Raw genomic sequence first — 24,153 nt, forward strand, 5'->3', positions numbered from 1 at the left:
CGTCCTTCTCGGGATGGTGGTCACTTCGACAGGCCCCAGCCGGCGGCGTTCCACAGGACCCCGTCCCGGGTGCCGTTCGGTTCGATCCCGACCAGGGATGCGCGGTACGCCACCAGATCGGGTCGCTGGAACAGCGGCAACATCGGCAGGTCCTCCCACAGGACCTTGTCCATCTCGTTCGCCAGCCGGATCTGTTCTTGCGCCTGCAGGGTTTCGGCGGCCTGCTTGGCCAGCTCGTCGAAGCGGGCGTTGGAGTACTTCGAGTAGTTGTCGCCGCCACCTGTCCCGAAGCGCGCCCTCGCATCCGCGACCGGGAACGGGCTGCCCGAGAACCCCTTGAGCGTGATCTGGAACTTGCCGGCCGGGAGCCGGTCGCTGAACAGGCAAGCGGCCGGGCAAGTGTCGATGGTGAGGTTGATCCCGACCTTGGACAGCTGATTCTTGATCAGCTCGAGTGTCTGCTCCTGGCGTTGGTTGCCCGCGACGGCCGAGAACTGAATGGTCAGTTGCTTGCCGCTCTTGGCCCGTACGCCGTTCGGTCCCGGGATCCAGCCAGCGTATTGGAGGATCCGCTTCGCCGCTTCGGGGTCGGCACTGTGGTACTGCTCGCCATGCGGCTCCGAGCCAGGCGCCTGGGCGTTCGTCAGCACCATGTTGTCGAGTCGCTTCGCCTCGGGCTGGAACGGCGCCACCAGCGCCTTGACGATCGCGTCGCGGTCGAGGGCGTGCGCGATCGCCTTGCGTACGGCGGGATCTCCCACCACGGGATCCTTGTGGTTGAGGACGAGGTGCTCGAACCTCGGTCCGGTGGAGATCTCGAGCTTCAGCCCGTCGACGTGCTGCAGATCCTGCATGAGGTCGAGCTGCGCCTGGGCCTCGACGATGTTGATCTCCTGGTTCCGCAGGGCGTCCGGGATCGTGGACGACTCCGGCAGGAAGCGGAAGACGATGCGGTCGACGGTGGGTTTCGGCTGCAGCTTCCACTGGGGATTGGGGACCAGGGTGATTGACTCGCCTTTGGTCCACCGCTCGAATTTGTACGGCCCGGCGGACGGACCAGGATCGTTGTTCAGTCCGTTCTCCCATCCGCCCGGCGTGGACTTGAGGTGCGCCGCTTGCGGGACGGCTTGCCACAGTCCGCGGAAGTCGCCGTACCGGCTTCGGAACGTGGCCCGGAACGTCTTGGCGTCAACGAGGTCGAGCTTGCTGATCAGGTCGTAGCCCACCCGGCTGGCCACGTCGTTCTTCGGGTTCGTGACGTTGTCGAAGTAGTACTTGATGTCCTGGGTGGTCACCGGCGTACCGTCGCTCCAGGTGGAATCCGGGTTGATCTTCCACTCGACGATCTGCGGCTGGTCCGACACGATCGCGGGCTCGGCGGCGAGACCCTCGTAGTACAGGGTGCCGTCCGGACGCGACTTCGCGGCGAAGAAGAAGAGGTTCTCGACCACGTCACGGACGCCGAGGATCGAGTCCTTCGACGTCGCGTAGTTGAAGCCGGACGGCTCGTCCTCGGCCCCGAAGACGATCTCCCCACCCGCCGCGCGCTCGGCGGTCGTGGTGTTGCCGGCGCTGGTCTCGTCGATCGCGCTGCAGGCCGACAGCGCGAGGAGAGTGGCCACGACTGATACCAGCAAGCGAGCTGGTTTTCGAGTGCGCGAGTCGGACATCGAGTGGCTCCTTGGATGTTGGGGATATTCAGCTGAGCTACGTCCCCCGAACGTGCAGTGCACTGACGGTAGGCCCGAACGCTTCGGTGCAGCCCGACGATTGCCGCGGCTGCGTCAATCGTGAAGCGGACAGCGCCCTACCATGCCGCCATGGCCATCACGTTCCTGCTCGAGGGGCTTCGGCGAACGCAGGTGACGGTCGGATGCAGCCCGCTGGCGGAGCTGATGGCGAGCCTTCACGTGCTCACCGAGCAGGATCATCACCCCCGGCAGCAGCGCTGGGCGCGGCCACGACCGCGGCCCTCCCGCCCTCGTTGGTGCCGTCATTACGGCGCTTTTCGCCGCTGTGGGCTCGGTTCCGCTGCCGGCTCATGCTGCCGCTCACTCTTCCGCTCGACCGCACACTGGCCGAGGAGCTGGACACGCTCGCGGACCTGGACCTCGACGTCTTCGCGGAACACATCGCCTACGCGATCGTCGGCGTACAGCTCGGAAGCTTCGCCGACGTCTTGAACGAGCCGGACCAGCAGGAGCGGGTACTGCGTGAGGCCCGGCGCCGGTCTTATCTGCGCGAGGAACTGGCCGAGCGGCTCTTCGCCGATGCGGCCGGCCTGCGTTCGAATCTGCTCGAAGCCTTGTCGGAGTGCCAGTCCTCGTTCTTCGACGAGTACTGGGAACAAGCTCACGGCAGGCTGCGCGAGGCCAGCGACAAATTGGTACGACGCCTCGCTGAGGAGCCGCTGGCGACGGTGTTCATGTCGCTCGGACCGGCGTCCCGGTTCGAACGGTCACCGGATCGCGTCGTCTACGACAAGTTGCAGCACGCGGTGGTCAACCTGGCAACGCGACACTGCCTGGTCGTCCCATCGCTGCAGTCGTACCCGCACGTCCTCATCAAGGTGGAGCGACGCTGGCCAGTGATCGTGCACGCGCCAGTCGCACCGGCGGACGACGCACAGGCCCCGAGCCTCGCCCTGGTGAAGTCGCGGATGTCGATCCTGACGGATCCGCAGCGACTGGCGCTGTGCCGCCACCTGGCCGGCGAGGCCATCACGACCTCGGAACTCGCCCGCCGGACCGGGATGTCGGCTCCGCAGGTCTCCCGGCACGTGGGCCGGCTACGCGACGCGGGCCTGATCACGTCGGCCCGCGACGGCCGCCTGGTCTACCATCGCTTGGCCACCGACGTGGTAATGCGCCTCGGCTTCGACCTAATGGGCGCGATCCTCCGCTAGCCAGCCGGCCCGGCGCTCCAGTGGCTACTGGACCTGGAGCGTGGGGCTGTGGGCCGTCACGCCATAGTTCGGGTTCGAATCATTGATGTGCACGTCGGCGGCGTATGCTCCGGGCACGCGCGTGAGGACACAGGCCGACCGAGGAGTGCTCGTCACGGAATTGGCGGGGACGTTGAAGCTCCCTTCCTGCCACCACCCGAGGTAGCACGTGTAGCTGACGCCGCTCTTGATGTAGTTCACGTAGACCGTGTCGGGACGCCAGTCGCTGGAACCGGTGTTGCCGAAGTTGGCTGTGAACCACACGTACCGGTAGTCCGCCCACGCGCACGCCTGCCAGTAGTGCTGCAGTCCGTTCACGTACTGGTATTCGCTGCACGTGTGCCCCGCCGCACCAGGCGGCACGGTGACCGCGGCTGAGGCCACGCCGGGAGACCCGACCACTCCCACGATCGCCAACGGCAATACCAGCAGCTTGGACATGACTCGACGCCAACTCTTCATTTCCATCTCCAGGGGGCGCAGGAATCAGGCACTCCGAGGCTACGATCCCCAAGCCGCCCCTGACAGGCACTTCGCGTTGCACGTTCCTGCAGAAACGTATGGGCCAAATGGCTTGACTTAGGCCGACAGAACCGGCCAGGTGATCGAGAAGACCACTTCGGGCCGAGCCGACAATCAGCCGGTCGTGGGCAGGGTTTCCAGCGGTTGTCGGTCAGATCGGAACAGGGCGCGTAGCCGGTCGACGTCCACTTCGGGTAGGTGAACCTCGACAAGGTCGTAGGTCTCTTCGAACAGGCTGCGCAGCGCTTCCGCCCCCTCTGGTGCGGGAAGAGTGAACACCGAACGCAGCCGGGCAGCAAGATCGTGCGGTGCGATCGGCAGTTCGTGTTCCAGCGCGTCGAGACGCTTGAACGCCGACGGGTGTCCGCAGTACCGGCCGTTCAGCGCGTGCAGGACGTTGAGCACCTGGCTCCCGATCCGCATGAACTCGCGGGCGAGCAAGAGAGCTTCATCGACCAAACTCGTCAACGTGTGTACGACTTCGACCATCAGCCCGTCCGGCCGTTCGGCACCAAGGTAGATGTGGTCGTACCAGGGTGGGTTCGCGTCCTCACCGCTCACCAGACGGATGTCGGCCGCGTAAGCCGCCCGGGCAACCGCGGCCCGCTCCTCAACCGTCGGTCGCCGGGACCAGAACACCCCGACCTCCACATCCGACCACCGATCGGCGTCACCACGAGCTGTCGACCCGCTCAGCATCACCGCGTCGACCCCTGCGACCCGGCATACGCCTCAACCACAGGCCGCACCGCCACCCGCCGCCAACTCGCCGCATCGGTTGAGTCCGACAGCCGATCATCCATCCCCGAAGTAGAGCACGGTGCCGGGTCCGGGTCGCGGCGGCCTCCTACGGCGTCAGGCCTCGTCCGACAACGGTGATCGAAAGCGTGGAAAGCAGGTCTCCGGTCGTCGGATCCCGCACGGTTGCGGTGAGTGTTCCGGTCTGACGGAGTCCGGCGAAGAAGTCGGTCGGGGTGAAGCGAACCACGACATCACAGCTCTCGTCGGCGGCGAGGATGTCTCCGGGCGTCAGCGCCGGGCAGGTCGAGCCGGGCAGCAGTCCGAATCCGAAGTCATCCGGCAGCCCTCCCTCAACAAGCAGTAGCAGGTCTGAGCCACTGGTATTCGTGATCTTCGCGCCCGCGAGAACCTCGGTTCCCACTGGTACGGACCCGAAGTTGATGATCCTCGGGGCCACCGTTGCCAGCTTCTTCCCCGCGACCGCGGACGGCGCAGTACCTACTACTGCGAAGACGCAAACGAGCATGACTGCAAGCACGCGTTTCATTGATCCCTCCCTTGATGCATGGGTCGCCTTAGAGCGGCCCCACAACTCGAACCGTGGCCGAGGCCTGATCGTTGCCCGGGTTGGGATCGATCGTCGTCCCGAAGTCCGCGATGAATGCGGTGTTGCCGATGAGCCGCTCAGTGCGCGCCAAGTTCGTGATCGGCGTCGCGGCGATCGTGAGCGTTGCACTCGCACCACTTGGCAGGCTGTCGACCGTACAGAACGCGGAAACCCCATCGCAGGTCGAGCTCACGAGGTTGAGTTGGTCCGGCAGCGAGTCACCGAACACGACACCCACGGCCACACCAGGACCGAGATTCGTGAGCGTCACCGTGTACGTGACCGTCTCACCCACCCGCACCGCCTTCGACGAAGCCACCTTCGTGACTTGAAGATCGGCGCTCTCCTGTCCAACCGCGGTCTCCACGCCCAGGCCAATCAGCAGCACAACTCCCAGGAAGCCTGTTGCCATGCACCTTGCCACGCCCCGCATCAGCCACCTCCTCGAGACACCTCAGACAATGGCAGCGCTGACGACCTTCCCCCGACTTGCTCCCCACCAGCTGCGTAGCCCCCACGCCCCCTAGAAAATGAGGCTACGCCTCAGCCGCCAGGTCCGATATGGCCCCGCAACATCGTCGATGCAATGTCAAGCGGCATCCCGGACGTTGCGCCCACGCTCTGCGGCACCCACACAATGCAGCCTGCCAGAAAGGTGGCCGCCGTGCGTTGCCCGCAGTGGGGCAAGAATTCAGCGCCGTGCCGTCCACTCGTCGACGAGGATCGCGTAGATGAGCTGGTCGGCCCATTCGCCCTTGAAGAACTCGTCATGCACGAAGTGCGCCTCGCGTCGCATGCCGAGCTTCTCCAGTACCCGGGCCGAACCGAGGTTCCGGCATCGAGTCGGCCGATGATCCGGTGCAGCCCGAGATCGGCGAAGCCGAGCTGGAGCACCACCGCAGCTGCTTCGGTGGCGAACCCCTTGCCGTGATGGTCAGGGTGGAACACGAACCCGATCTCGCCTTGTCGATGCTCCCGGCTCAACCACTGCAGGTGAACCTCGCCGATCACCCGGTTGAGCTCCGGCCGGACCACGGCGAGCGAGAGGCGCTGCCCGACCTCGTCGAGCATCGACTCGCCGATCTTCTGATCGAGAACTTCCCGCACCTGCGCAGCGTCACCCGGCTCCGAGTAAAGGTAGCGGGTCACGTCCGGCCGCGAGTTGATCGCGTACAGGTCCTCGAAGTCGGCGGCCGCAAATGGCCGCAGCTTCAGCCGCGCAGTCACCAAGGGATAGGCCGGTCGCACCACCGATCGATCATACGACCTCACTGGCACATCCACGCCTGCCCGCTGTCGGACGCGAAGAGGAGACTGTTGTCGCGGGCAACCGGTGTCGGATGTCTTGATGTCAGGTGCTTTCGCGGGTGAGGGTTCGTGTGGTCGTGGCGCTTGTCCGCCGGGTCAGTGGTGAGGCTGCGGCTGTGCCGGATCACGGCAAAGGGTCATCAGTGCGCCCAGTTGGCTCTGCGTGGGCGGTGGAGAGTCGCTGAGGTCGCCGGCGTAGTAGCCGTTGTGCGGGTGGATCCAACCGGTCCAGGTCCCCGACTCTTTTTCGATGATCAACGATGCCGCCATGTCGTCCACTTCCGTCAGCTCCGGGGCTGAGGCTGGTCCTCAGCGGTTCTTGTGGTGTTCACGACGCTATGGGCGTGTACTCCTCGAGCGCGTCGTCGGAAGGCCTCGTTCGCGCCGGCACCATGCGATGAGCGGCCGTCCGACTTTGGTAGGACGCAAACAATGATCGTGGTGACGTACGTTGACCAGGTGAGCCGAGCGCGGCTGTTCTTCTCGAAGTACGGTCTCGACCTCCTGCTTGTGATCGCGGCGGTCGAGAGCGCGATCAGTACGGCGTTGCGCGACGACCCGGGCCACCCCACCGGCCCGATGCTGTGGTTCGAAGTGCTCGCGGTCTCCGCCATCGTTCTCACCCTGCTCGGGCGACGCCACGTCCCATTCGCCGCACCGGCGGTCACCTGGCTGTCAAGTGCGGCGCTTTCCTTCGTGGACGGCCTACTCATCGTCGACAAGGCCGGGCTCTTCGTCGCCGGAATGGGTGCTGCCCTGCTGCTCGGCAACCTGCGCCGCGACACGCAGGCACGGGTCGGCCTGGCGATCGTGCTCAGCGGCGCAGCGATCGTCATCTATAACGACCCGGATCACGCGAGTGGCGACCTCATCTTCACGCCGGTGCTCTTCGGGATCGGCTGGCTCGTCGGCTTCGCGCTACGGGGGCGAACCGAGCAGATCGAGGCTGCCGAGGAGCGCGCGACTCGGGCCGAGAGAGAGCGGGAGGCGGCGGCTCGCGTTGCGGTGGCCGAGGAGCGCGCACGGATCGCACGAGAGCTCCATGATGTCGTCGCACACGCCGTCAGCGTGATGGTCCTCCAGGTGGGGGCTGTGCGCCACCGGATGCGCGAGACCGACACGGAGGATCGGGAGACGCTCAAGAACGTCGAGCAGGCTGGACGCACGGCGCTCGCGGAGATGCGCCGCCTTCTCAACGCGATGCGACATGATGGCGACGAGCTCGAGCTCCTGCCGCACCCGGGACTCGGCAACCTCGACTCACTCGTGGACGACGTGCGAGCTACGGGGCTGCCCGTGCGGCTCCAAATCAGCGGTGAGCCGTTCGCGCTGCCGCCAGGCCTCGACCTCTCCGCCTACCGCATCCTGCAGGAGGGGCTCACCAACGCCCTCAAGCACGCCCGTGCGAGCCAGGCGGAGGTGGAGGTGCAGTACTCCGCCACGGAGCTTCGACTCGAAGTACGTGACGACGGCCCCGGCGGCCCTTCCACCGACGCTGGTGTCGGCCACGGACTGGTCGGCATCCGCGAGCGCGTCAGGATCTTCGGCGGGGACATGACTGCGGGCGCCGGCCGGGCCGGCGGCTTCGTGCTCCGCGCACAGCTCCCGTTGGACGGCGGGACCCGATGACCATCCGTGTCCTCGTGGTGGACGACCAATCGATGGTACGGGCGGGGTTCCGGCTGCTGCTCGCCGACGAGCCCGACCTGGAGGTGGTGGCGGAAGGGAGCAACGGCCTCGAGGCGGTGGCCCAGGCCGCCCGCTTCCACCCGAACGTCATTTTGATGGACATTCGGATGCCGGAGCTCGACGGGCTCGAGGCGACCCGACGGATCCTGGCGGCAGATGCCTCTGCGCGGATCCTGATCCTCACCACCTTCGATCTCGACGACTACGTCTACCAAGCGCTGCGAGCCGGCGCGAGCGGCTTCGTCCTCAAGGACGACCCTCCCGAGCAGTTGATCGCCGCTGTGCGAACCGTTGCCGCCGGAGATGCCCTCCTTTCGCCCGCCATCACCAAACGGGTGATCCAGCACTTCACCCGCCTCCACCGACAGGCTCCGCCGAAGGCGCGGTGGACACCTTGACCGCCCGGGAGATGGAGGTGTTCCGCCTGATCACGCGCGGTCTGTCCAACGCCGAGATCGGGCACGAGCTCTTCATCAGCGACACGACGGTCAAGACGCACGTCACCCGCCTGCTGCAAAAGCTCGACCTGCGCGACCGCGCACAGGCGATCGTCCTCGCCTACCAGACAGGCCTCTTCGACGCGTCCGAGACGCGGCCCCAGGACCGACCCGACGGCTCACGCTGACCCTGCTCTCCCCGGGTCCTCGGCGCCGAGAGTCCTACCTGAGTAGGACGCTCCACTCGTCGGCTGGTCGGACTCGATCGCGACCTCATGACGACGCGCTGACGTCGCCGCGTTCTTAGCGTTGAGGCATTCGGTCAACCACTCCAAGGAGCAACACCATGAACCACCAAGAGCGCGTATGGACACGATGGGGCGCTCGTCCGTGATCACCATCGAGTCCCTGTCCAAGAGGTACGGCGCCAGCACCGTCGTCGACAACATCAGCTTCGTTGCGCCGGCGGGCCGGGTGACCGGCTTCCTGGGTCCGAACGGGGCCGGCAAGTCAACCTCGATGCGCATGATGGTCGGCCTCACCTCACCCACCCCGGGAAGTGCCACCATCTCCGGTCGCAGGTTCGCGGACCTTCGCAACCCAGGACGCGAGGTCGGCGTGATGCTTGACGCTTCCGCCCAGCATGCCGGCCGCACCGGCCGCGAGATCCTCACCATCGCCCAGCGGATGATGGGGCTACCCGGCCGGCGGGTCGCCGAGATGCTCGAGTTGGTCAGCCTCACCGAAACCGAGGCGAACCGTCGGGTGGGCAACTACTCGCTCGGGATGCGCCAGCGACTCGGCATCGCCACCGCCCTGATCGGCGGCCCGGCCGTGCTGATCCTCGACGAACCAGCCAACGGGCTCGACCCGGCCGGCATCCGCTGGATGAGGGACCTGCTCCGCGGCTACGCCGACCAGGGAGGAACCGTCCTGCTGTCCTCGCACCTGCTGCGCGAGATTGAGGTTATCGCCGATGACATCGTGATGATCGGCAACGGCAGGATCGTCTGCCAGGGCTCGAAGACGCAGCTCCTGCAGTCCGCGGGCACCATCGCCCGTGCCGCAGACATGTACGCCCTCAAGCGGGCTTTCGACACGTCCGGTCTCCCCACCACCGTCTCGGATGACGGAGCTCTGCGCACCGACGCGGACCCGACGCGGGTCGGACGAGTGGCGCACGAGGCAGGCGTGGCTCTCATCGAGCTGCGCACCGTCGACGGCGGCCTGGAGGAGATGTTCCTTCAGCTCACCGCCGACACCCAACGAGAAAGGGCCGACACCCAACGAGAAAGGAAAGGCGCATGACCGCCATCGTCATCGACCCCGTCCGTGACCAGCGCGCCGACGTCTACCCGGTGCCCCTCTCGCGAGTCATCAACGTCGAGCTGCGAAAGATGTTCGACACCCGTTCTGGCTTCTGGCTGATGGCGAGCATCGTCATCACCGCCCTCCTGACCACGATCGGGACGATCGCGTTCGCCCCCGAGACGGACCTCACCTATTACACCTTCGCCAAGGCGATCGGATTCCCGATGACGGTCGTCCTGCCGATCATCGCCATCTTGTCGATCACCGGCGAGTGGAGCCAACGCAGCGGTCTGACGACGTTCACGTTGGTCCCGCACCGGAACCGGGTCATCGCAGCCAAGGCAGTCTCGTCGGTCGCCGTGGCCATCGCCTCGATGCTGTTCGCCTTCGTGATCGGAGCGATCGGCAACCTGGTGGGAACCGCGATCACCGGGACGGAGATGGTGTGGGACGTGTCCCTCGCCGAGGGCGTGAACATCGTGCTCGGCAGCCTGCTCTGTCTGCTGACCGGCACCATGCTGGGCATGCTGATCCGCAGCTCGGCGGGGGCATTGGTGGCGTATTTCGTCTACTCGCTCCTGCTGCCCACCGTCGCTGGCATCCTGGCTTCCAGCCAGGAGTGGTTCCGGGACCTGCAGCCATGGGTGGACCTCAACTACGCCCAGGCTGCCCTGTTCGAAGGCACCCTTACCGCTGAGCAGTGGGCCAACGTCGTGGTCACAGCGTCAACCTGGCTCGTCCTGCCCGCCATCCTCGGACTCCGGCTGGTCATGAAGTCAGAAGTCAAGTAGACGCCCGCGCTGCCCCTACGACGACCCCCTCGGTGTCACCGGCTCAGAGGCCCTGTTGCTCGACCGAGCGACAGGGCCTCTGGCCTGCTCTGACGCCGCGGTGGCGGAAGCGGGTCCGGTTGGGCGAATCAACCGGGCCAAGCGAGGTGGTGATGTGGCACGAGTTGCCGCTTGGGTGCCCCCGGCAGTGTTCTGGTTCACGACATCCCGGACACGTGTCTCACGACATGCCGGACTGATGTCTCCGGAGATCCCGGATGAAGTGCCGCCCGCACTGAGCGTGCGGGCATGACATCCAACAGATTGCTGATCACCGCGATGGTGGTCGAGAACCGTCCTGTCCGGGAAGTCGCCGCGACCTACGGCGTCTCAACCTCGTGGGCGACGCGGTCTTCGATCCACGCTCCCGACGGCCCGCCTCCAACCCGAACGCGACGCCCGTAGAGGTCGTGGACCTTATCGTGCGGCTCCGCAAGGAACTGGCCGACCAAGGCCTGGACGCCGGCCCGGAGACCATCGCCTGGCACCTGGCCCACCACCACGACATCACCGTGTCGCGGGCCACCGTGGCCCGACATCTCACCGCCCGCGGCATGGTCACTCCAGAACCGAAGAAGCGCCCGAAGTCGTCCTACATCCGCTTCGAAGCCGCGATGCCCAACGAGTGCTGGCAGTCCGACTTCACCCACTACCGACTCACCCGACCCGACGGCCGACCCGGCTCCGACACCGAGATCCTGACCTGGCTCGACGACTGCACCCGCTACGCACTACGCATCACCGCCCACCACCGAGTCACCAGCTCGATCGTGCTCACCGAGTTCCGCAGAACCGTTGCCACCCACGGCATCCCGGCCTCCACCCTCACCGACAACGGGATGGTGTTCACCACCCGTCTGGCCGGCGGCAAAGGAGGCCGCAACCAACTCGAGACCGAGCTCCGCCGACTGGGCGTGGACCAGAAGAACGGCCGCCCCTGGCACCCCCAGACCCAGGGCAAGGTCGAACGCTTCCAGCAGACCATGAAGAAGTGGCTCCGCGCCCAACCCGACCAGCCCGCGACCATCGCCGACCTCCAGGCCCTGCTCGACCGCTTCACCGAGGAGTACAACCAGCGACGGCCACACCGGTCCCTGACCCACCGGGCCACACCGGCCACGATCTACACCAGCCGACCCAAGGCCACCCCCGGCGACCGCACCGACGACACCCACGACCGGATCCGGCACGACCGCATCGACAAGTCCGGCAAGATCACCCTGCGCCACGGCGGGACGCTCTACTCCATCGGCATCGGACGAACCCACGCCCGAACCCGCGTCATCGTCCTAGTCCAAGACCGCGACATCCGCATCATCGACGCCGCCACCGGAGAACTCCTCCGCGAACTGACCCTCGACACAACCCACCGCTACCAAGGAACCGGCCGACCACCCGGCCCCACCCGCTAAAAACCAAGGACGGCCGAACCCACATCTATTGGGTTCGGCCGTCCGCGATGTCCTGAGACATCACATTGTGCCCCCGGCAGGATTCGAACCTGCGACGCACGGTTTAGGAAACCGACGCTCTATCCCCTGAGCTACGGGGGCGCACGATGGTGGCTCGAAGGTGGAGCCGGGGACAGCGTAGCGGACTTGGGTTGGCGGATGCGTGGCTGGCGCTGCTCCTGGGGGAAGGGGCCGGGGAGTTGTCGGCGGGGTGCGCGGAACCAGTCGAGGGGTGAGAACGAGGGTCAGCCGGTTAGGGCGACTACGCCTAGGTGGGCGGTTATGGAGTTGTGGCGTTCGGCGTACATGGTGGTGCAGCGGGAGGCGGTGCAGCCGGAGCCGGCGAAGGTTATGCCTCGGATGGTGGCTGTGGTGGGGGAGGGGCGGGAGTAGACGGGGCCGCCGGAGTCGCCGCCGATGATGGCGGTTTGGCCGTTGCGGGTGGCGCGGATGACGTAGGTGGTGCAGCCGTCGGTGTCGCAGTACTTGGCGCTGAGGGAGCGGACGGTGAGGCCGCAGAGTGAGGTGCTGAAGGAGCCGGATTGGCAGACGGAGGCGCCGACGGCGGGGTCGTCGCCGCCCTTGACGACTCGGGTGTTGGCGGTGTCGCCGGGGCCGTCGGTCCAGATCTTGGCGCCGTACGCGCTGCCGGTCAGGAGGGCCTGGTCGTAGTCGGGGTAGCCGGTCCGGACCGAGGTGGTGCCGTAGTAGTGCTGCCCCGATCGCCAGACGGTGCCGACGCCGCCGCAGTGGCCGGCCGTCACCGAGCCGCGGGTGTTGGAGGAGCGCCGTACTACGGAGAAGCCGGCTGAGCAGTTCTTCGTGGCCGACGTGATCCGGGCGCCGCCCCAGTGGCCGCCCTTCGGGGTGTCGTTGAAGCGGGACATCCGCGCGACCCCACCGGCGACGGCCGAAACGCCTTCTAAACTTGACAATCCCGAGACGCTGGCGGGTGAAGTGGTCGCTTTGTCGTATTCGACGATGACGTCTTCGGTAGCCGGGTCCAGGTCGGCGGTGAACACGGTTTTGCCCGCATCCGTTGACCATGAGCGGGAGCTGACGGCGTTCCACGCGGCGGCGATCGAGCGCGCGGAACGGCAGCTGCGTTCGACCTCGAGCAGATCGCGACCGGCGGTCGGCACGTGTTTGTCGATCGCGGCCTGGTACTTCTTCTCGTCTACCACCGAGTCGTCCAGGACGACCTTGTAGCCGGTCCCTTCGGTCCCCAGTACGCCGACGATGCCGGCGCTCAACCCATACGGAAGACCGGACGTGGGACGGCCGGTCGCATCCAGTGATTCGATCGACTCGACGGCTGCCGAGACACCTGCGGCGAGGGTCTGGCCGAGCGGGCGCGGGTCGGAAGCACTCGTCGGCCGGGACAACCGTTGCGAGTCCTCGGCGGTGGTCATCGGGTCGGCGTGGTTGCAGACAGCAACGGCTGCTGGGGTTGATGAGGCCGATGGGACGACGATCGCACCGAGTGACAGGGAGCAGAGGGCGAGCAGCGGGACGGTTGCTGTGAGTCGCACTAGCTCCCCAATCGTGGACGGCCTACCGGTGAATCGTCCATTCAAGGACGACACATAGTCAATAGCCGACTACCGTCCGCAAGCAAATTCGGCTACCGTGTGCGAGCGTAACTCGCAACTTCACGCCCGTCGCCCGCGTAGAACCGAAGCGCCTTGCTGTCCACCGCGACCCGTTTCGCTACGTTGAGTGCAGTCGTATGCGGCACGTTCGCGCACTCGATCAGCCGCTGGCCGGCCGCCTTCGACGTGAATTCGCCCCGCTGGCCGATCGTGAACGTCCCGCTGATCCCGTTGCACCCGTCGGAACCGGTCCACGTGCCGTCGGGGTTGAAGGTGAGTATCGGATCCTCGGGCCGGGCCGATTTCATCGTGGTGTAGCCGTCCAGTTTGGTCGGCCGCCAAGTGCCGGATATGGACTGCGCCGACGCGACAGCCGCAGTACTGGAAACGGCTGGTGCGGGGGTGGCCGCGGGCTCCGGCAGTGATGCGCCCGAGCCGCCGCGCAAGGCGAAGCCGGCGGCGGCGATCACGGCGACGCCGGCCACGGCTGTGCCGACGGCGACTCCGGTACGACGCTGGGCTCGCCGCGCACCAGTGGTCGCGCGCAACGTCAGGTCAGGGGCTAACGGGACGGACGCGGCGGCGCGTTCGAACGTCACGCGCAGGTCGTCCTCGAGTTCGGTCTTGCTCACGGCAACCTCTCATCGACACGGTGGGACTGCCTCGCCTTCCGCAGCGTGGCGAGCGCTCTGCTCGCGGTGGAACGCACGGAGGACGGTTTGATGCCGAGCAGGTCGGCGATCGTCCGGTCGTCCAGGTCCTGGTAGTAGCGCAGCACCAGGACGACCCGTTCCCGGGCCGACAACGTGGCCAGGGCGCGCCAGAGGTCGTCGGAGTTCACGATGTCGGTGGCGGGATCGGGCACCGTGTGCTCGGGGTCGAGGTCGGCTGCCGGGGCCTCGGTGTAGGACCGGCGGCGCGTCATCGACAGGTAGGAGTTGACCAGGATCTTGCGGACGTACGTGTGCGGGTCGTCCGCCCGTTGCACCCGCCGCCAGGACCGGAACGCCTGCATCAGCGCGATCTGGGCCAGGTCCTCGGCCCGCTGGTAGTCGCCGGAGAGGGTGAACCCGAGACGCACCAGTTCCTGTCCGCGCGCGGACGCGTACTCCTCGAACTCCACTCGCAACTCCCCGGCTGGGCGTACAACACCTCACAACTATTAGACGCACTGAGCCACGCAGGGTGCTGCAGAGATTCACACACAGTTGCATCTCAGCGGCGTCAGCCGAGCAGGAACGCCCGGACCTGCGCACGCCCGGTGGGATCTGTCCGGTTGCCCTGGACGCCGTGTCCACTGCCCGGTACTACGACGAGCTGCGCCTGGCGGGCGTGGTCCCGCTCCCACTCCGCCCACGACAACGGGCAGAACAGGTCGTTGCTCCCGTGCAGGATCAGTGTGCGCGGCAACAGTTCCTGCGCGGCCGGGTATGCCGACGAACGCGTCGACGGCCAGCGCAGGCATCCCTCGATGGCCAACTGATTCCGCGCGGTCCGTACGTCGTACGGGTGCAGCCGTGCATCGTCAAGCGCCCGTACTGCGGACTCCAGGGCGGCGACGCGTTCGGCAGGGGGATCGGCAGCCGACCAGGGGAAGCGGAGATCCGAGCAGAGCGTGGCCAGGTGGAGTCCGGCCGACAGTTCGTCGTGCCCGGCACCGAGACTGGTTGCGCGCTGGATCAGCTCCTTCAGTGCGGCGGTGTCCGCGTTACGTGCGTCGTGCAGCACCTTCGGGATGCCGTCGAACGATGGGTTGACCGAGTTGAGGCTGAGGATCGCCAGGGACTCGATCAGGTCGGTCCCGTTGAGTGGGGCGCCGTCGAGTTCGCCGTGTCGCACCAGCCAGGCGAGGTCGGCCACCGGGTCCGTAGTACAGGCCGGGTCGCGACGGCAGGTTGCGGTGAGGACGTCTGCGGTGTGGTTCATCAGGTCGATGCTGAATGGGTCGAAGCCGCGGTGGGGGACTACTGAGTCGAGTACGAGCGAGCGGACGTGGTCGGGGTACTTCAATCCGTACTGCGCTGCGGTGAAGCTGCCGTACGACGTGCCGTCGAGAGTCAGTCGATCCGCACCGAGGGAGCGGCGGAGTAGTTCGATGTCCTCGACCGTGTCGGGTGTGCCGTAGAAGTCGATGCGGGGGCCGAATACGCGGGCACAGGCGTCGACGGCGTCCGCGGGTGGGGTGAGGAAGTCGGAGCCGCCGACTGCTCGCTGGAGTTCGGGGCAGTTGATGCCGTTGGTGCCGGTGCCTCGCTGATCGAACATGACGAGGCGGTACTCACTCAGTACGGCCGGGTCCAGGTAGGGACGGACTTGGGGGACCAGGGCGACTCCTGGTTGGCCGGGGCCGCCGGTGAGCATCAGGAGTACGCCGCGTGGGGCGTCGGCGTTGTCGGCTGCCGCAACGGGCAGTTCGAGTTGTTCGCCGTCGGGTTTGCGGTGGTCGAGGGGCACGCGGAGCGTCGTACAGGTGAAGCCGGAGATGGTCGTGCAGGGCTCGGCTTTGCCTGGGGTGGCTGTGGATTCTGTCGGCGCGCTTGTCGTTGTGGCAGAGCAGGCGGCGGCGGAGTAGGTGAGCAGCAGTGCGACCACCAGACGGACCAGCCGCATGAGCCCTCCCCAATCGGCCTATGTCGATCAGGGTGCAACCAGCGGGCGGTACGGACAAGGCCGCGCCGCCCGCCTTGCGGGGGGTGGGTGAGGATCCGCAAGGCGGGCGGGGGTGACCCCGGGTCGGACGGCTTCGGGGGGCGCGTCCGGGGCGGGGTCAGCGCAGGCCGAGCGACTTCACCAGCTCGGGTGTGACGGCACGAGGCGCGGGCAGCTCACCGGGTTTGCCCTGTCCCTCGAAGGAGGCGGCGACCAGTCGCCGGCAGCCGAAGGCCTCGGCGGTGATCGACAGTACGCCGCGGTCGTTGTCGGTGAACCGCAGGACGTACGTGGGGCCGAGTTCCTTGGTGCACATGGTCGGCTTGGACGGTTGTGGTTTCGCGGCGTTGACCAGGGCGAACAGGTCGGTCGCCTGTTTCCCGTTCCGCTTGGTGGTGACGGTGGCGTAGTCCTGCCCGGATGCCTGCGCGTCGTACTGGCAGATCGTCACGCTGACGGGGTCGAACAGGGATTTGGCCGCGCCCTTGCCCCAGACGGTCTTGTCGGCGGCCTGCCGGACTGCGGTGATCGTCTCGGGGCAGTCCATGCTCGGCGTACCGCTGGGGGTGGGCGGTGTGGCGGTTGGCGGGGTGCCGGGGGTGGTCGGCGTTGTGGAGGGCTGGGCGGCGGGTTGGGCGCCGCTCTCGTCACCGCAGGCGGCGGTGATTCCGAGAACGGTCACGACGAGCGTCGCCCCGATGAGGCCCCGTGTCCTTGATGCACTCACGACTCGGTCCTTCCGGGTTGGCAAGGACATCCATGATGCTGGACCGAGGTCGCGCTGATCGTGGCAGAAGTGTCACGGCGGCGCGTCTATCTGGTCACGGGCCGGATCGAGTGGCAAAAGCAGCAGATCTGTAACACCTGCGGACTGTTCACCCGGGTGGGATGGAATGATGCCGACTGCAGCCGGAGGAAGGGACGGACGTGGGCAAGCGGAAAGATGCCGCCGAGCTCGCTCGCCGGGAACGCGAGGAGTGGCAGCTGGGTCAGGACTGGGCGCGCTGGCTGATGGGCGGGAACGCGCCGCAGCCGCTGACGCTGTACGGGATCGTGCTCGAGCAGGGCGAGACGGCGTACCTGCAGACCTCGGCGCACTACGCCCGGCTTTACGGGGGCAGTGGCCGGTACACGCAGAGCGGCGGCTTCTTCTTCGGCAACCCCGGCATGGTGCTCGGCATGATGGCGGCGAACGCGGCGGTGAACTCCAGCCGGAAGGCGGCGGCGCGCCGGGACATGCAGCTGATGTGGCGCGATCTGCAGGAGGTGCAGCTGATCGCGACCAACTACCGGCTGATGACGCATCTGGCCCAGCGCGGCTGGATGAGCTTCTACTACAGCGCGGTGCAGGAGTTCTATCCGGATCCGGCCAACTGGCAGATCACCTTCGGCTTCCAGAACGCCGAACCGCTGCAGCTCGGCGGTCTCGCTGTACCGACGCTGTCGGTGCTGACGGCCTGGTCGGTGCTCGGGGCCGAACGCTGGCAGACCGAGCCGGGGATCCAGGCGCTGGTGCAGGCGGCCGCGCAGCCGCAGGTCGGGCCGGGAGCCCAGGCCCACGGCGAGTTGGAGGGCGGCCAGCAGCAGAACCTGCCTCGCATCCCAGGGCAGGACTGACCCAGTAATCTGGGTGCCATGACGAGCCCGTATGAAGACGACGAGCCGCTGCTGCCGGACCAGACCCGCGACGACGATCCGCGGACCTGGGGCGACAACGATTTCGCGGCCGACGACGACGAGCGCATCCTCCGCGAGGTCCCCCCACACCACGAATGACAGCTCCTGTGGGTCGATCGGGTGTTGCTTGCGTAGGGTCGGTCGGAGGGGGCTGTGATGGAGCTACGGGAGTTCGAGGGCGGTCATACCGCGTTGGTGGCTGGTTGGGCGACGTCGGCGGAGGAGGTCGGACTCGGGCCGGTGTTCGTCCGTGCTCTGCTTGGGCAGGCACTGGATTCCGGGCATTCGGATGTGTTCTTGCGTGTCCGGCCCGACAACCTCCCGGCGATACGGATGTACGAGCGGGTCGGCTTCCTGCGGGTGACCGACGAGCTGGCCGCCGAGTGGAACAAGGCGCAGCCGATCGCCTACACCTGGATGCAGTACCCGACCGGGGACGACTGACCTCGCCGCCCCGGGCCGGAGAGCAGTCAGGAGCGGGTGCGGAGGGAGTCGCGGATCTCGGTGAGGAGCTGCTGGTCGGTGGTGAGTTCCTCGGGCTCGGGCTCCTGGCCGCGGGCGCGGCGCTCGTTGAGCTTGTTGATCGGCAGCACGATGAAGAAGTAGATGGCGGCGGCGATGAACAGGAAGTTGATCAGCGCCTGCAGCACCAGGCCGATCGAGAAGTCGGCGTTGTTGATTTCGAAGTTGCCGACCCCGGTGACGTCGGGCTCGCCGAAGATCGCGGCGATCAGTGGGTTGATCAGGCCCTCGACGAGCGCGGTCACGATCTGGCCGAAAGCCGCGCCGATCACGACGGCGACCGCGAGATCGACGACGTTTCCCCGCATGATGAATTCTTTGAAGCCCTTGAGCATGTCCCTGCCTCCGAGTTCAGGGCCTGACGTGGCCCTCGGCGTCTTTACCCGGTCAACGTAGGGCTACCGACCCACCCAGGCGAGCGCGCGCGCCGCAAAGTCGAGTGGAGTTCAGTTCAGCTCGTGTCGGGGGTCAGCGCGATGGTGATGCGCGAGTTGGCTGCCGCCTGCGCGATCCGGGCGGCGGTGGCGGGCGTGGCTGCCAGTACGACGAGTGCGCCCGACGGCCCGGTCCGCGTCGCGGTAGCGGGGATGGCCAGCACAGGGATCGCGCGAGCCAGGTGGATGGCTGAGTCGGTGGCGGCGGACGTTGCGGCGTACAGGTCGAGGCGGTCGCCGGGATGGAGGAGGGCGACGATGGCGGGGTCGTCGAGGCGTAGGGGGTAGGCGACCAGGCCGGGTGGGACTGCCGTCGGAGTGAGGAAGCGAGCGTCGGTGAGCGGCTCGCCGGAGCGGACCGCGGTGGCGAGCACACGCCGGCTCAGGTCGGTGCCTGGTCGAAGGGCGCCCGCGGGGACGGCCGAAGGTGGAAGCTGGAGCGTGCGCAGGTCGCCGGGTTTGGGCGCCGTGCCGCCTGGGAGATCCCGCTCGGCGGCGAGGACGGCGATGGTCGGCGCCGGCGGCGGGGAGACGGCCGCCAGGGCGAACCAGGCAGCGGCTGCCGCGGCGACGCCGGCCAGGAGCCGACGGTGCCAGCGGGCGACGCGGAGCAGGAGACGGGACAGGTCGCGGAAGGACGAAGAGGGTTTCATGCCAGAGAAGGTACGAGTTTCTCCAGCCGGCCCGGGTTGGTTATCCACATGGCCCCGATCGGAGCGGTCAGGCGGCGCTGGTCGACGTCGAAGAAGAGGAGCCAGAACCCGAGGACGAGGAACCCGAAGACGACGTACCCGACGAAGAAGAACCGGAAGAGCCGGAGCCGGTCGAGGAGGAGGCCGAAGACGCCGCGGTCGACGGCTCCTTCTTGCCGCCGGCGGCGGAGCCGTTCGACGACGAGCGGCTGTCGGTCCGGTAGAAGCCGGAACCCTTGAACACCACACCGACCGCGTTGAACACCTTGCGCAGCGTGCCCTCGCAGTTCGGGCACACGGTCAGCGCGTCGTCGGTGAAGCTCTGCCGGACCTCGAGAGCTTCGCCGCACTCGGTGCACTGGTACTGGTACGTCGGCACGTGATTCCCCTTCTGGGCCGCCTGGCACTCCTACTACTCGACTGCTAATAATGCGCCAGAGCCCCGAAGTATTCCAACTCGGTACCGAACGCAGCCGCTCGCGCCGGCGTAAGTGAGCACTCTCACTCCGTGTTGAGCCCCCATTTGGGGTGTGGGGCCGGATTCTCTACGGTTGGTCCGTGCGTCGCCTGCTTCGAGTCATCATCGGGACCGGAATCGTGCTCGCCACCGTTCTTCTGGTGGTGGCCGGGACCGGGGTTTTCGTGGTCCGTCACTCGTTCCCGAGTTACGACGGGTCGATCGAGCTGCCCGGCCTCGAAGCGGACGTCGAGGTGGTCCGCGACGGCAACGGCATCCCGCAGATCTACGCGGACAAGCCGTCCGATCTGTTCGCCGCGCAGGGCTATGTGCACGCGCAGGACCGGTTCTTCGAGATGGACTTCCGCCGGCACGTGACGTCCGGGCGACTGGCCGAGCTGTTCGGCAAGGACGCGCTCGAGACGGACAAGTTCGTCCGCACGCTCGGCTGGCGCAGGGTCGCCGAGAAGGAGCTGGGTCTGCTCAGCCCGGCCACCCGGCAGTACCTCGACGACTACGCGCGCGGTGTCAACGCGTACCTCGACACTCACGCCGGCTCCGGCCTCAGCCTCGAGTACGCCGTACTGTCGCTGCAGGCCGCGGTCGGTGGGGGAGACAGCGACTACCGTCCGGAGCCGTGGACGGCGGCCGACTCGCTGGCCTGGCTGAAGGCGATGGCGTGGGACCTCGGCGGCAACCTGGACGAGGAGATCACCCGGACCAAGCTGGCCGCCACGATCCCTGCGAAGACCGTCAACACCCTCTACCCGGCGTACCCGTACGACCGGAACGAGCCGATCCTCCCCGAAGGCTCGGTCGACGCGGAGGGCAGGTTCAGCACCACCGCGTCGGAGAGTGCGGCGCGCCGGGTGACGCTGTCGAAGGACCTGCTGAAGTCGCTCGACAGCGTCGACAAGGTGGCCAAGGGCCTGCCGCAGTTGCTCGGCCGCGGCGACGGCATCGGCTCGAACTCGTGGGTCGTCTCCGGTGAGCACACCACTTCCGGCAAACCGCTGCTGGCGAACGACCCGCATCTGGGCGCGACCATGCCGGGGATCTGGAGCCAGGTCGGCCTGCACTGCAACAAGTTCAGCCCGCAGTGTCCGTTCGACGTGTCCGGGTTCAGCTTCTCCGGCCTGCCTGGCGTGGTGATCGGCCACAACAGCTCGATCTCCTGGGGTTTCACCAACCTCGACCCCGACGTGATGGACCTGTACCTCGAGCGGCTGAGCGGCGAGGGCGTCCTCTACAACGGCAAGGTCGAGCCGCTGACCACCCGGACCGAGACGTTCAAGGTCGCCGGGCAGGAGCAGGACGAGAAGATCACCGTGCGGGAGACCCGGCACGGCCCGCTCATCTCGGACGTCGACGACGATGCGCGCGAGGCGGGTGACCTCGCCGCGAAGGGCAAGAGCACCGAGCCGTACGGCGTCGCGTTGCGCTGGACCGCGCTCACCCCGGGCCGGACCGCGGACGCGATCTTCGCGATCAACAAGGCGCAGACCTGGTCGGCGTTCCGGACCGCGGCGACCTTGTTCGAGGTCCCGTCGCAGAACCTGGTGTACGCCGATCGGGAGGGCCACATCGGTTACCAGGCGCCCGGCAAGATCCCGATCCGCCGGTCCGGCACGGGCGACTGGCCGGTGCCGGGCTGGGACCCGAAGTACGAGTGGGCCGGGTTCATCCCGTTCCAGGCGATGCCGACCGAGTTCGACCCGGCGGACGGGATCATCGTCACCGCGAACCAGGCCGTGGTGCCGAAGTCCTACAAGTACGACCTGACCAACGACTGGGACTACGGCTACCGGTCCCAGCAGATCCTCGACCGGATCCGCCGGGCCGGCAAACTCGACGTCGGCAAGATGTCGTCGATCCAGCTGGACACCAAGAACCTGAACGCCGAGAAGCTGGTCCCGTCTCTGCTCCGGATCGGGATCGACGACGACTTCGACAAGCAGGGCCAGGACGTGCTCCGCGGCTGGGACTTCACCGAGCCCGCCGACTCGGCCCCGGCGGCGTACTTCAACATCGTCTGGCGCAACCTGCTCGCGCTCACCTTCCACGACCAACTGCCGGAATCGGCCTGGCCGGACGGCGGTTCGCGCTGGTTCGAGGTGATCCGCACCCTGCTGGACCAGCCGAACAGCTCCTGGTGGGACGACCTGCGCACCCCGCAGCGGGAGAGCCGCGACGACATCCTGCGTGAGTCCCTGGTCGACGCGCGGGCCGAGATCACCACCAAGATGGCGCGCGAGCCGGACAACTGGCAGTGGGGCAGGCTGCACAAGCTGACCCTGACGAACCAGACCCTCGGCAAGTCCGGGATCGGCGCTGTGGACAGACTGTTCAACCGCGGCCCGTACGAGCTCGGCGGCGGCTCGTCGCTCGTCAACGCGACCGCCTGGGACGCGTCCCAGGGATACACCGTGACTGCGACCCCGTCGATGCGGATGGTGGTCGACCTGTCGGACTTCGACAAGTCACGCTGGATCAACCTGACCGGCGTCTCCGGCCACGCGTTCAGCTCGAACTACACCGACCAGACCGACCTGTGGGTGAAGGGCGAGACCCTGCCCTGGGCGTTCAGCAAGGGCGCGGTCGAGGCGAAGCGCGAGCACACGCTCACGTTCACCAAACCGGAGCGGTGAAGGCCTCGAAGAGGTCGCCCGGCCAGCTCCACAACGCGCGCTGGGTCAGCACGATCGAGATGGTCTGCTGCTCCGGCGCGTTCATCCACATGGTGCCGAGCCCGCCGGCCCAGCCGTAGCTGTCCGGGCTGATCCCCAGCCCGAAACCCCAGCCGGCGCCACCGAGGAGGCCTGCGGCCGCCTCCCGCTCAGCCGCGGTCAGGTAGTCGGTCGTCATCTGCCGCACCGCCGACGCCGACAGGATTCCGTTGCCTTCAGCAAGCAACATCCGGGCGAAGGCGAGGAAGTCGTCCGCGGTCGAGATCAGCCCGCCACCGGCGTCGGGGAACGCCGGCGCCGACGACCACTGGCTCTCCGCGGCCGAGTCGAACACCTCGTCACCCACGTACGCCGTCGTCAGCCGCGACGCATCCTTGACCGTGAACCCGGTCGACGTCATCCCCAGCGGCTCGAAGATCCGCGCCCGCAAGAACTCCTCCAACGGCATCCCGGACGCACGAGCAAGCAGTACGCCGAGCACGTCCGAGCCGGTCCCGTACAACCACCGTTCACCCGGCTGATACTGCAACGGCACCGTGCCGAGTCGCCGCATCCACTCGTCCGGCTCCAACGGTGTCCGTGGCTTCGGCGGGCCGAGCGTCCGCAGTTCCAGCTCCTCCTCCAGGGCCCGCAGACCCGAGTGGTCCGTCTCGCCGAACCCGAGCCGGAGCGTCAGCAGATCCCGCAACGTGATCGGCCGAGCCAACGGCACCGTGTCGTCCACGGGACTGTCCGGCTGCCGCAGTACCCGGGCTGAGGCCAGTTCCGGTAGCAACGGATCCACCGGAGCATCGAGGTCGATCCGGCCCTCGTCCACCAGGATCATCGCCGCGGCCGCCACGATCGGCTTGGTCAACGACGCGACCCGGAACAGGCTGTCCCGCTCCAACGGTTCCCCGCCGTACGCCATCCGCCCGTGCACCTCGATCGAGGTCTCACCCGCCCGGTCCCGCAGCGCGATCACGCCGGCCAGGACGCCACTCTCGACGTACGACTCGAACATGTCAGAACCGGACCAATCGGGTTGGTGTGATCGCCGCGTGGACCGGGTGGTCGTGCGGGTCGGCCGGGAGCTCTTCGACGATTTCGTTGTCATAAACGGCCGCCCAGATCGGAGTACCGGCCGGCACGCGAGCCAGGGCGCGGTCGTACGAACCGCCGCCGCGCCCGAGCCGTACGCCGGTACGGTCGACCGCGAGCGCCGGGCAGATCACCAGATCGGCCGTCGCGATCGCGTCGGAGCCCAGGTCCACCCGTGGTTCCGACAACCCGAGCCGCCCGGGAACCAGGTCAGCGGCGCCCGGTGCGATACCCCAGCCGAGGTCGTTGTCGGCGTACAGGATCGGCAGCAGGACCTCCTTGCCCGCGGCCAGCAGCCAGTCGATCAGGGCGCCGGTCTGCGGTTCGAGTCCGCGGGACACGAAGAGGGCGATCCGTTGCGCCTGGCGGACTTCCGTTGTCAGCCGGGCGGAATCCAGCAGACCCTGTGCCTGGCCGGCGACCCGGCGGGCTTCGAGCAACGACTGCCGAAAGGCGGTCTTGGTGAGCATCACCCTCAGATCCTATGAACTCCGCCACTGGAAACGCCGTCGTTACATCCTCT

25 protein-coding genes, 1 tRNA gene and 2 pseudogenes are annotated in these 24,153 nt (G+C 67.3%); 11 read left to right on the top strand and 17 right to left on the bottom strand.

The annotated features are described in order from the left end of the window. Positions 1-20 precede the first annotated feature (20 nt). Complete coding sequence (locus EV643_RS24105) at positions 21-1,622, bottom strand: ABC transporter family substrate-binding protein (protein ID WP_166665555.1); 1,602 nt, start codon at positions 1,620-1,622, stop codon at positions 21-23. Between the two features lie 198 nt (positions 1,623-1,820). On the opposite strand from EV643_RS24105, the pseudogene EV643_RS45810 reads away from it, so the two are divergent. Together EV643_RS45810 and EV643_RS45815 are read left to right on the top strand one after the other, a co-directional pair. Further along, positions 1,821-2,551, top strand: a pseudogene (locus EV643_RS45810) (DUF5937 family protein); the annotation flags it as partial. Positions 2,552-2,659: 108 nt separating this feature from the next. Further along, positions 2,660-2,905 (top strand): ArsR/SmtB family transcription factor, encoded by a 246-nt coding sequence (locus EV643_RS45815; RefSeq protein ID WP_238165778.1) that lies wholly within the window; start codon positions 2,660-2,662, stop codon positions 2,903-2,905. A gap of 24 nt (positions 2,906-2,929) precedes the next feature. Here EV643_RS45815 and EV643_RS24115 read toward each other — a convergent pair whose 3' ends face one another. The 5 genes from EV643_RS24115 to EV643_RS24135 all read right to left on the bottom strand — a co-directional run bounded on the left by EV643_RS24115 (position 2,930) and on the right by EV643_RS24135 (position 6,065). Next, positions 2,930-3,385, bottom strand: a complete 456-nt coding sequence (locus EV643_RS24115) for a hypothetical protein (protein WP_133802407.1) — start codon at positions 3,383-3,385, stop codon at positions 2,930-2,932. Between the two features lie 195 nt (positions 3,386-3,580). Beyond that, positions 3,581-4,165 carry a hypothetical protein gene (locus tag EV643_RS24120; RefSeq protein WP_133802408.1) on the bottom strand — a complete coding sequence of 195 codons (585 nt, stop codon included), beginning with the start codon at positions 4,163-4,165 and terminating at the stop codon, positions 3,581-3,583. 148 nt (positions 4,166-4,313) lie between these two features. Further along, entirely contained in the window at positions 4,314-4,754 is a 441-nt protein-coding gene (locus tag EV643_RS24125; RefSeq protein ID WP_133802409.1) for a hypothetical protein, read from the bottom strand. A gap of 28 nt (positions 4,755-4,782) precedes the next feature. Beyond that, complete coding sequence (locus tag EV643_RS24130) at positions 4,783-5,226, bottom strand: DUF11 domain-containing protein (RefSeq protein ID WP_166665557.1); 444 nt, start codon at positions 5,224-5,226, stop codon at positions 4,783-4,785. 131 nt (positions 5,227-5,357) lie between these two features. After that, a complete protein-coding gene (locus EV643_RS24135) occupies positions 5,358-6,065 on the bottom strand; it encodes a GNAT family N-acetyltransferase (RefSeq protein WP_238165756.1) in 708 nt (235 codons plus the stop codon). A 498-nt stretch (positions 6,066-6,563) separates the two neighbouring features. On the opposite strand from EV643_RS24135, the gene EV643_RS24140 reads away from it, so the two are divergent. From EV643_RS24140 to EV643_RS24160, 5 genes and pseudogenes are all read left to right on the top strand, one after another. After that, a complete protein-coding gene (locus EV643_RS24140) occupies positions 6,564-7,751 on the top strand; it encodes a sensor histidine kinase (RefSeq protein WP_238165757.1) in 1,188 nt (395 codons plus the stop codon). Then, a pseudogene (locus EV643_RS24145) lies at positions 7,748-8,436 on the top strand (response regulator). The gene EV643_RS24140 and the pseudogene EV643_RS24145 overlap by 4 nt, the downstream one beginning before the upstream one ends. 178 nt (positions 8,437-8,614) lie before the next feature. Further along, positions 8,615-9,556, top strand: coding sequence for an ABC transporter ATP-binding protein (locus EV643_RS24150; RefSeq protein WP_370452347.1), 942 nt, complete (start codon positions 8,615-8,617; stop codon positions 9,554-9,556). Further along, complete coding sequence (locus tag EV643_RS24155; RefSeq protein ID WP_133802412.1) at positions 9,553-10,350, top strand: ABC transporter permease subunit; 798 nt, start codon at positions 9,553-9,555, stop codon at positions 10,348-10,350. The genes EV643_RS24150 and EV643_RS24155 overlap by 4 nt, the downstream gene beginning before the upstream one ends. Before the next feature lie 449 nt (positions 10,351-10,799). Then, a complete protein-coding gene (locus EV643_RS24160) occupies positions 10,800-11,801 on the top strand; it encodes an integrase core domain-containing protein (RefSeq protein ID WP_202869735.1) in 1,002 nt (333 codons plus the stop codon). A gap of 68 nt (positions 11,802-11,869) precedes the next feature. Here EV643_RS24160 and EV643_RS24165 read toward each other — a convergent pair. The 6 genes from EV643_RS24165 to EV643_RS24190 form a co-directional block, all read right to left on the bottom strand. Next, positions 11,870-11,942, bottom strand: a tRNA-Arg gene (locus EV643_RS24165). A 143-nt stretch (positions 11,943-12,085) separates the two neighbouring features. Further along, the gene (locus tag EV643_RS24170; protein WP_238165758.1) at positions 12,086-13,372 is read right to left on the bottom strand and encodes a chymotrypsin family serine protease; all 1,287 of its coding nucleotides are present in this window, start codon (positions 13,370-13,372) and stop codon (positions 12,086-12,088) included. A gap of 92 nt (positions 13,373-13,464) precedes the next feature. Then, positions 13,465-14,064 (bottom strand): META domain-containing protein, encoded by a 600-nt coding sequence (locus EV643_RS24175; RefSeq protein ID WP_133802413.1) that lies wholly within the window; start codon positions 14,062-14,064, stop codon positions 13,465-13,467. Continuing rightward, positions 14,061-14,555 (bottom strand): SigE family RNA polymerase sigma factor, encoded by a 495-nt coding sequence (locus EV643_RS24180; protein ID WP_133802414.1) that lies wholly within the window; start codon positions 14,553-14,555, stop codon positions 14,061-14,063. The genes EV643_RS24175 and EV643_RS24180 overlap by 4 nt, the downstream gene beginning before the upstream one ends. 101 nt (positions 14,556-14,656) lie before the next feature. Next, entirely contained in the window at positions 14,657-16,042 is a 1,386-nt protein-coding gene (locus EV643_RS24185) for an alpha/beta hydrolase (RefSeq protein ID WP_133802415.1), read from the bottom strand. 157 nt (positions 16,043-16,199) lie between these two features. Continuing rightward, the gene (locus tag EV643_RS24190) at positions 16,200-16,808 is read right to left on the bottom strand and encodes a hypothetical protein (RefSeq protein ID WP_238165759.1); all 609 of its coding nucleotides are present in this window, start codon (positions 16,806-16,808) and stop codon (positions 16,200-16,202) included. A 200-nt stretch (positions 16,809-17,008) separates the two neighbouring features. Between EV643_RS24190 and EV643_RS24195 the strand changes: the two genes are divergently transcribed. From EV643_RS24195 to EV643_RS24200, 3 genes are read left to right on the top strand one after another with little or no spacing between them, the layout of a single operon-like run. Continuing rightward, a complete protein-coding gene (locus tag EV643_RS24195; RefSeq protein ID WP_133802416.1) occupies positions 17,009-17,698 on the top strand; it encodes a hypothetical protein in 690 nt (229 codons plus the stop codon). Between the two features lie 18 nt (positions 17,699-17,716). Then, positions 17,717-17,857: a hypothetical protein gene (locus EV643_RS44250; RefSeq protein ID WP_166665558.1), complete on the top strand. Its 141-nt coding sequence runs from the start codon at positions 17,717-17,719 to the stop codon at positions 17,855-17,857. 57 nt (positions 17,858-17,914) lie between these two features. Beyond that, on the top strand, positions 17,915-18,202 hold the full coding sequence (locus EV643_RS24200; RefSeq protein ID WP_133802417.1) for a GNAT family N-acetyltransferase: 288 nt from the start codon (positions 17,915-17,917) through the stop codon (positions 18,200-18,202). Positions 18,203-18,228: 26 nt separating this feature from the next. Here the strand turns inward: EV643_RS24200 and mscL are convergent, their stop codons facing one another. From mscL to EV643_RS24215, 3 genes are all read right to left on the bottom strand, one after another. After that, positions 18,229-18,615: a large conductance mechanosensitive channel protein MscL gene (gene mscL / locus EV643_RS24205; RefSeq protein ID WP_133802418.1), complete on the bottom strand. Its 387-nt coding sequence runs from the start codon at positions 18,613-18,615 to the stop codon at positions 18,229-18,231. A gap of 116 nt (positions 18,616-18,731) precedes the next feature. Further along, entirely contained in the window at positions 18,732-19,367 is a 636-nt protein-coding gene (locus tag EV643_RS24210; protein WP_133802419.1) for an SAF domain-containing protein, read from the bottom strand. Positions 19,368-19,434: 67 nt separating this feature from the next. Beyond that, entirely contained in the window at positions 19,435-19,785 is a 351-nt protein-coding gene (locus tag EV643_RS24215) for an FmdB family zinc ribbon protein (protein ID WP_133802420.1), read from the bottom strand. Positions 19,786-19,964: 179 nt separating this feature from the next. On the opposite strand from EV643_RS24215, the gene EV643_RS24220 reads away from it, so the two are divergent. Next, positions 19,965-22,511 carry a penicillin acylase family protein gene (locus EV643_RS24220; RefSeq protein WP_133802421.1) on the top strand — a complete coding sequence of 849 codons (2,547 nt, stop codon included), beginning with the start codon at positions 19,965-19,967 and terminating at the stop codon, positions 22,509-22,511. Here EV643_RS24220 and EV643_RS24225 read toward each other — a convergent pair. Beyond that, on the bottom strand, positions 22,492-23,553 hold the full coding sequence (locus tag EV643_RS24225; protein WP_133802422.1) for a serine hydrolase domain-containing protein: 1,062 nt from the start codon (positions 23,551-23,553) through the stop codon (positions 22,492-22,494). The two genes, EV643_RS24220 and EV643_RS24225, sit on opposite strands and share 20 nt — an antisense overlap. 1 nt (position 23,554) lies before the next feature. After that, a complete protein-coding gene (locus EV643_RS24230; protein WP_133802423.1) occupies positions 23,555-24,100 on the bottom strand; it encodes a 5-formyltetrahydrofolate cyclo-ligase in 546 nt (181 codons plus the stop codon). Between the last annotated feature and the right edge of the window lie 53 nt (positions 24,101-24,153).

This window comes from Kribbella caucasensis (genome assembly GCF_004361855.1).
GTDB classification, from domain to species: domain Bacteria; phylum Actinomycetota; class Actinomycetes; order Propionibacteriales; family Kribbellaceae; genus Kribbella; species Kribbella caucasensis.

Bases quoted from the DNA above. Each gene is read 5' to 3' on its own strand.
- EV643_RS45815 (WP_238165778.1), top strand. From the start codon at position 2,660: ATGTCGATCCTGACGGATCCGCAGCGACTGGCGCTGTGCCGCCACCTG.
- EV643_RS24115 (WP_133802407.1), bottom strand. From the start codon at position 3,385: ATGTCCAAGCTGCTGGTATTGCCGTTGGCGATCGTGGGAGTGGTCGGG.
- EV643_RS24120 (WP_133802408.1), bottom strand. From the start codon at position 4,165: ATGCTGAGCGGGTCGACAGCTCGTGGTGACGCCGATCGGTGGTCGGAT.
- EV643_RS24125 (WP_133802409.1), bottom strand. From the start codon at position 4,754: ATGAAACGCGTGCTTGCAGTCATGCTCGTTTGCGTCTTCGCAGTAGTA.
- EV643_RS24130 (WP_166665557.1), bottom strand. From the start codon at position 5,226: ATGGCAACAGGCTTCCTGGGAGTTGTGCTGCTGATTGGCCTGGGCGTG.
- EV643_RS24150 (WP_370452347.1), top strand. From the start codon at position 8,615: ATGGACACGATGGGGCGCTCGTCCGTGATCACCATCGAGTCCCTGTCC.
- EV643_RS24155 (WP_133802412.1), top strand. From the start codon at position 9,553: ATGACCGCCATCGTCATCGACCCCGTCCGTGACCAGCGCGCCGACGTC.
- EV643_RS24185 (WP_133802415.1), bottom strand. From the start codon at position 16,042: ATGCGGCTGGTCCGTCTGGTGGTCGCACTGCTGCTCACCTACTCCGCC.
- EV643_RS44250 (WP_166665558.1), top strand. From the start codon at position 17,717: ATGACGAGCCCGTATGAAGACGACGAGCCGCTGCTGCCGGACCAGACC.
- EV643_RS24200 (WP_133802417.1), top strand. From the start codon at position 17,915: ATGGAGCTACGGGAGTTCGAGGGCGGTCATACCGCGTTGGTGGCTGGT.
- mscL (WP_133802418.1), bottom strand. From the start codon at position 18,615: ATGCTCAAGGGCTTCAAAGAATTCATCATGCGGGGAAACGTCGTCGAT.
- EV643_RS24210 (WP_133802419.1), bottom strand. From the start codon at position 19,367: ATGAAACCCTCTTCGTCCTTCCGCGACCTGTCCCGTCTCCTGCTCCGC.
- EV643_RS24225 (WP_133802422.1), bottom strand. From the start codon at position 23,553: ATGTTCGAGTCGTACGTCGAGAGTGGCGTCCTGGCCGGCGTGATCGCG.
- EV643_RS24230 (WP_133802423.1), bottom strand. From the start codon at position 24,100: ATGCTCACCAAGACCGCCTTTCGGCAGTCGTTGCTCGAAGCCCGCCGG.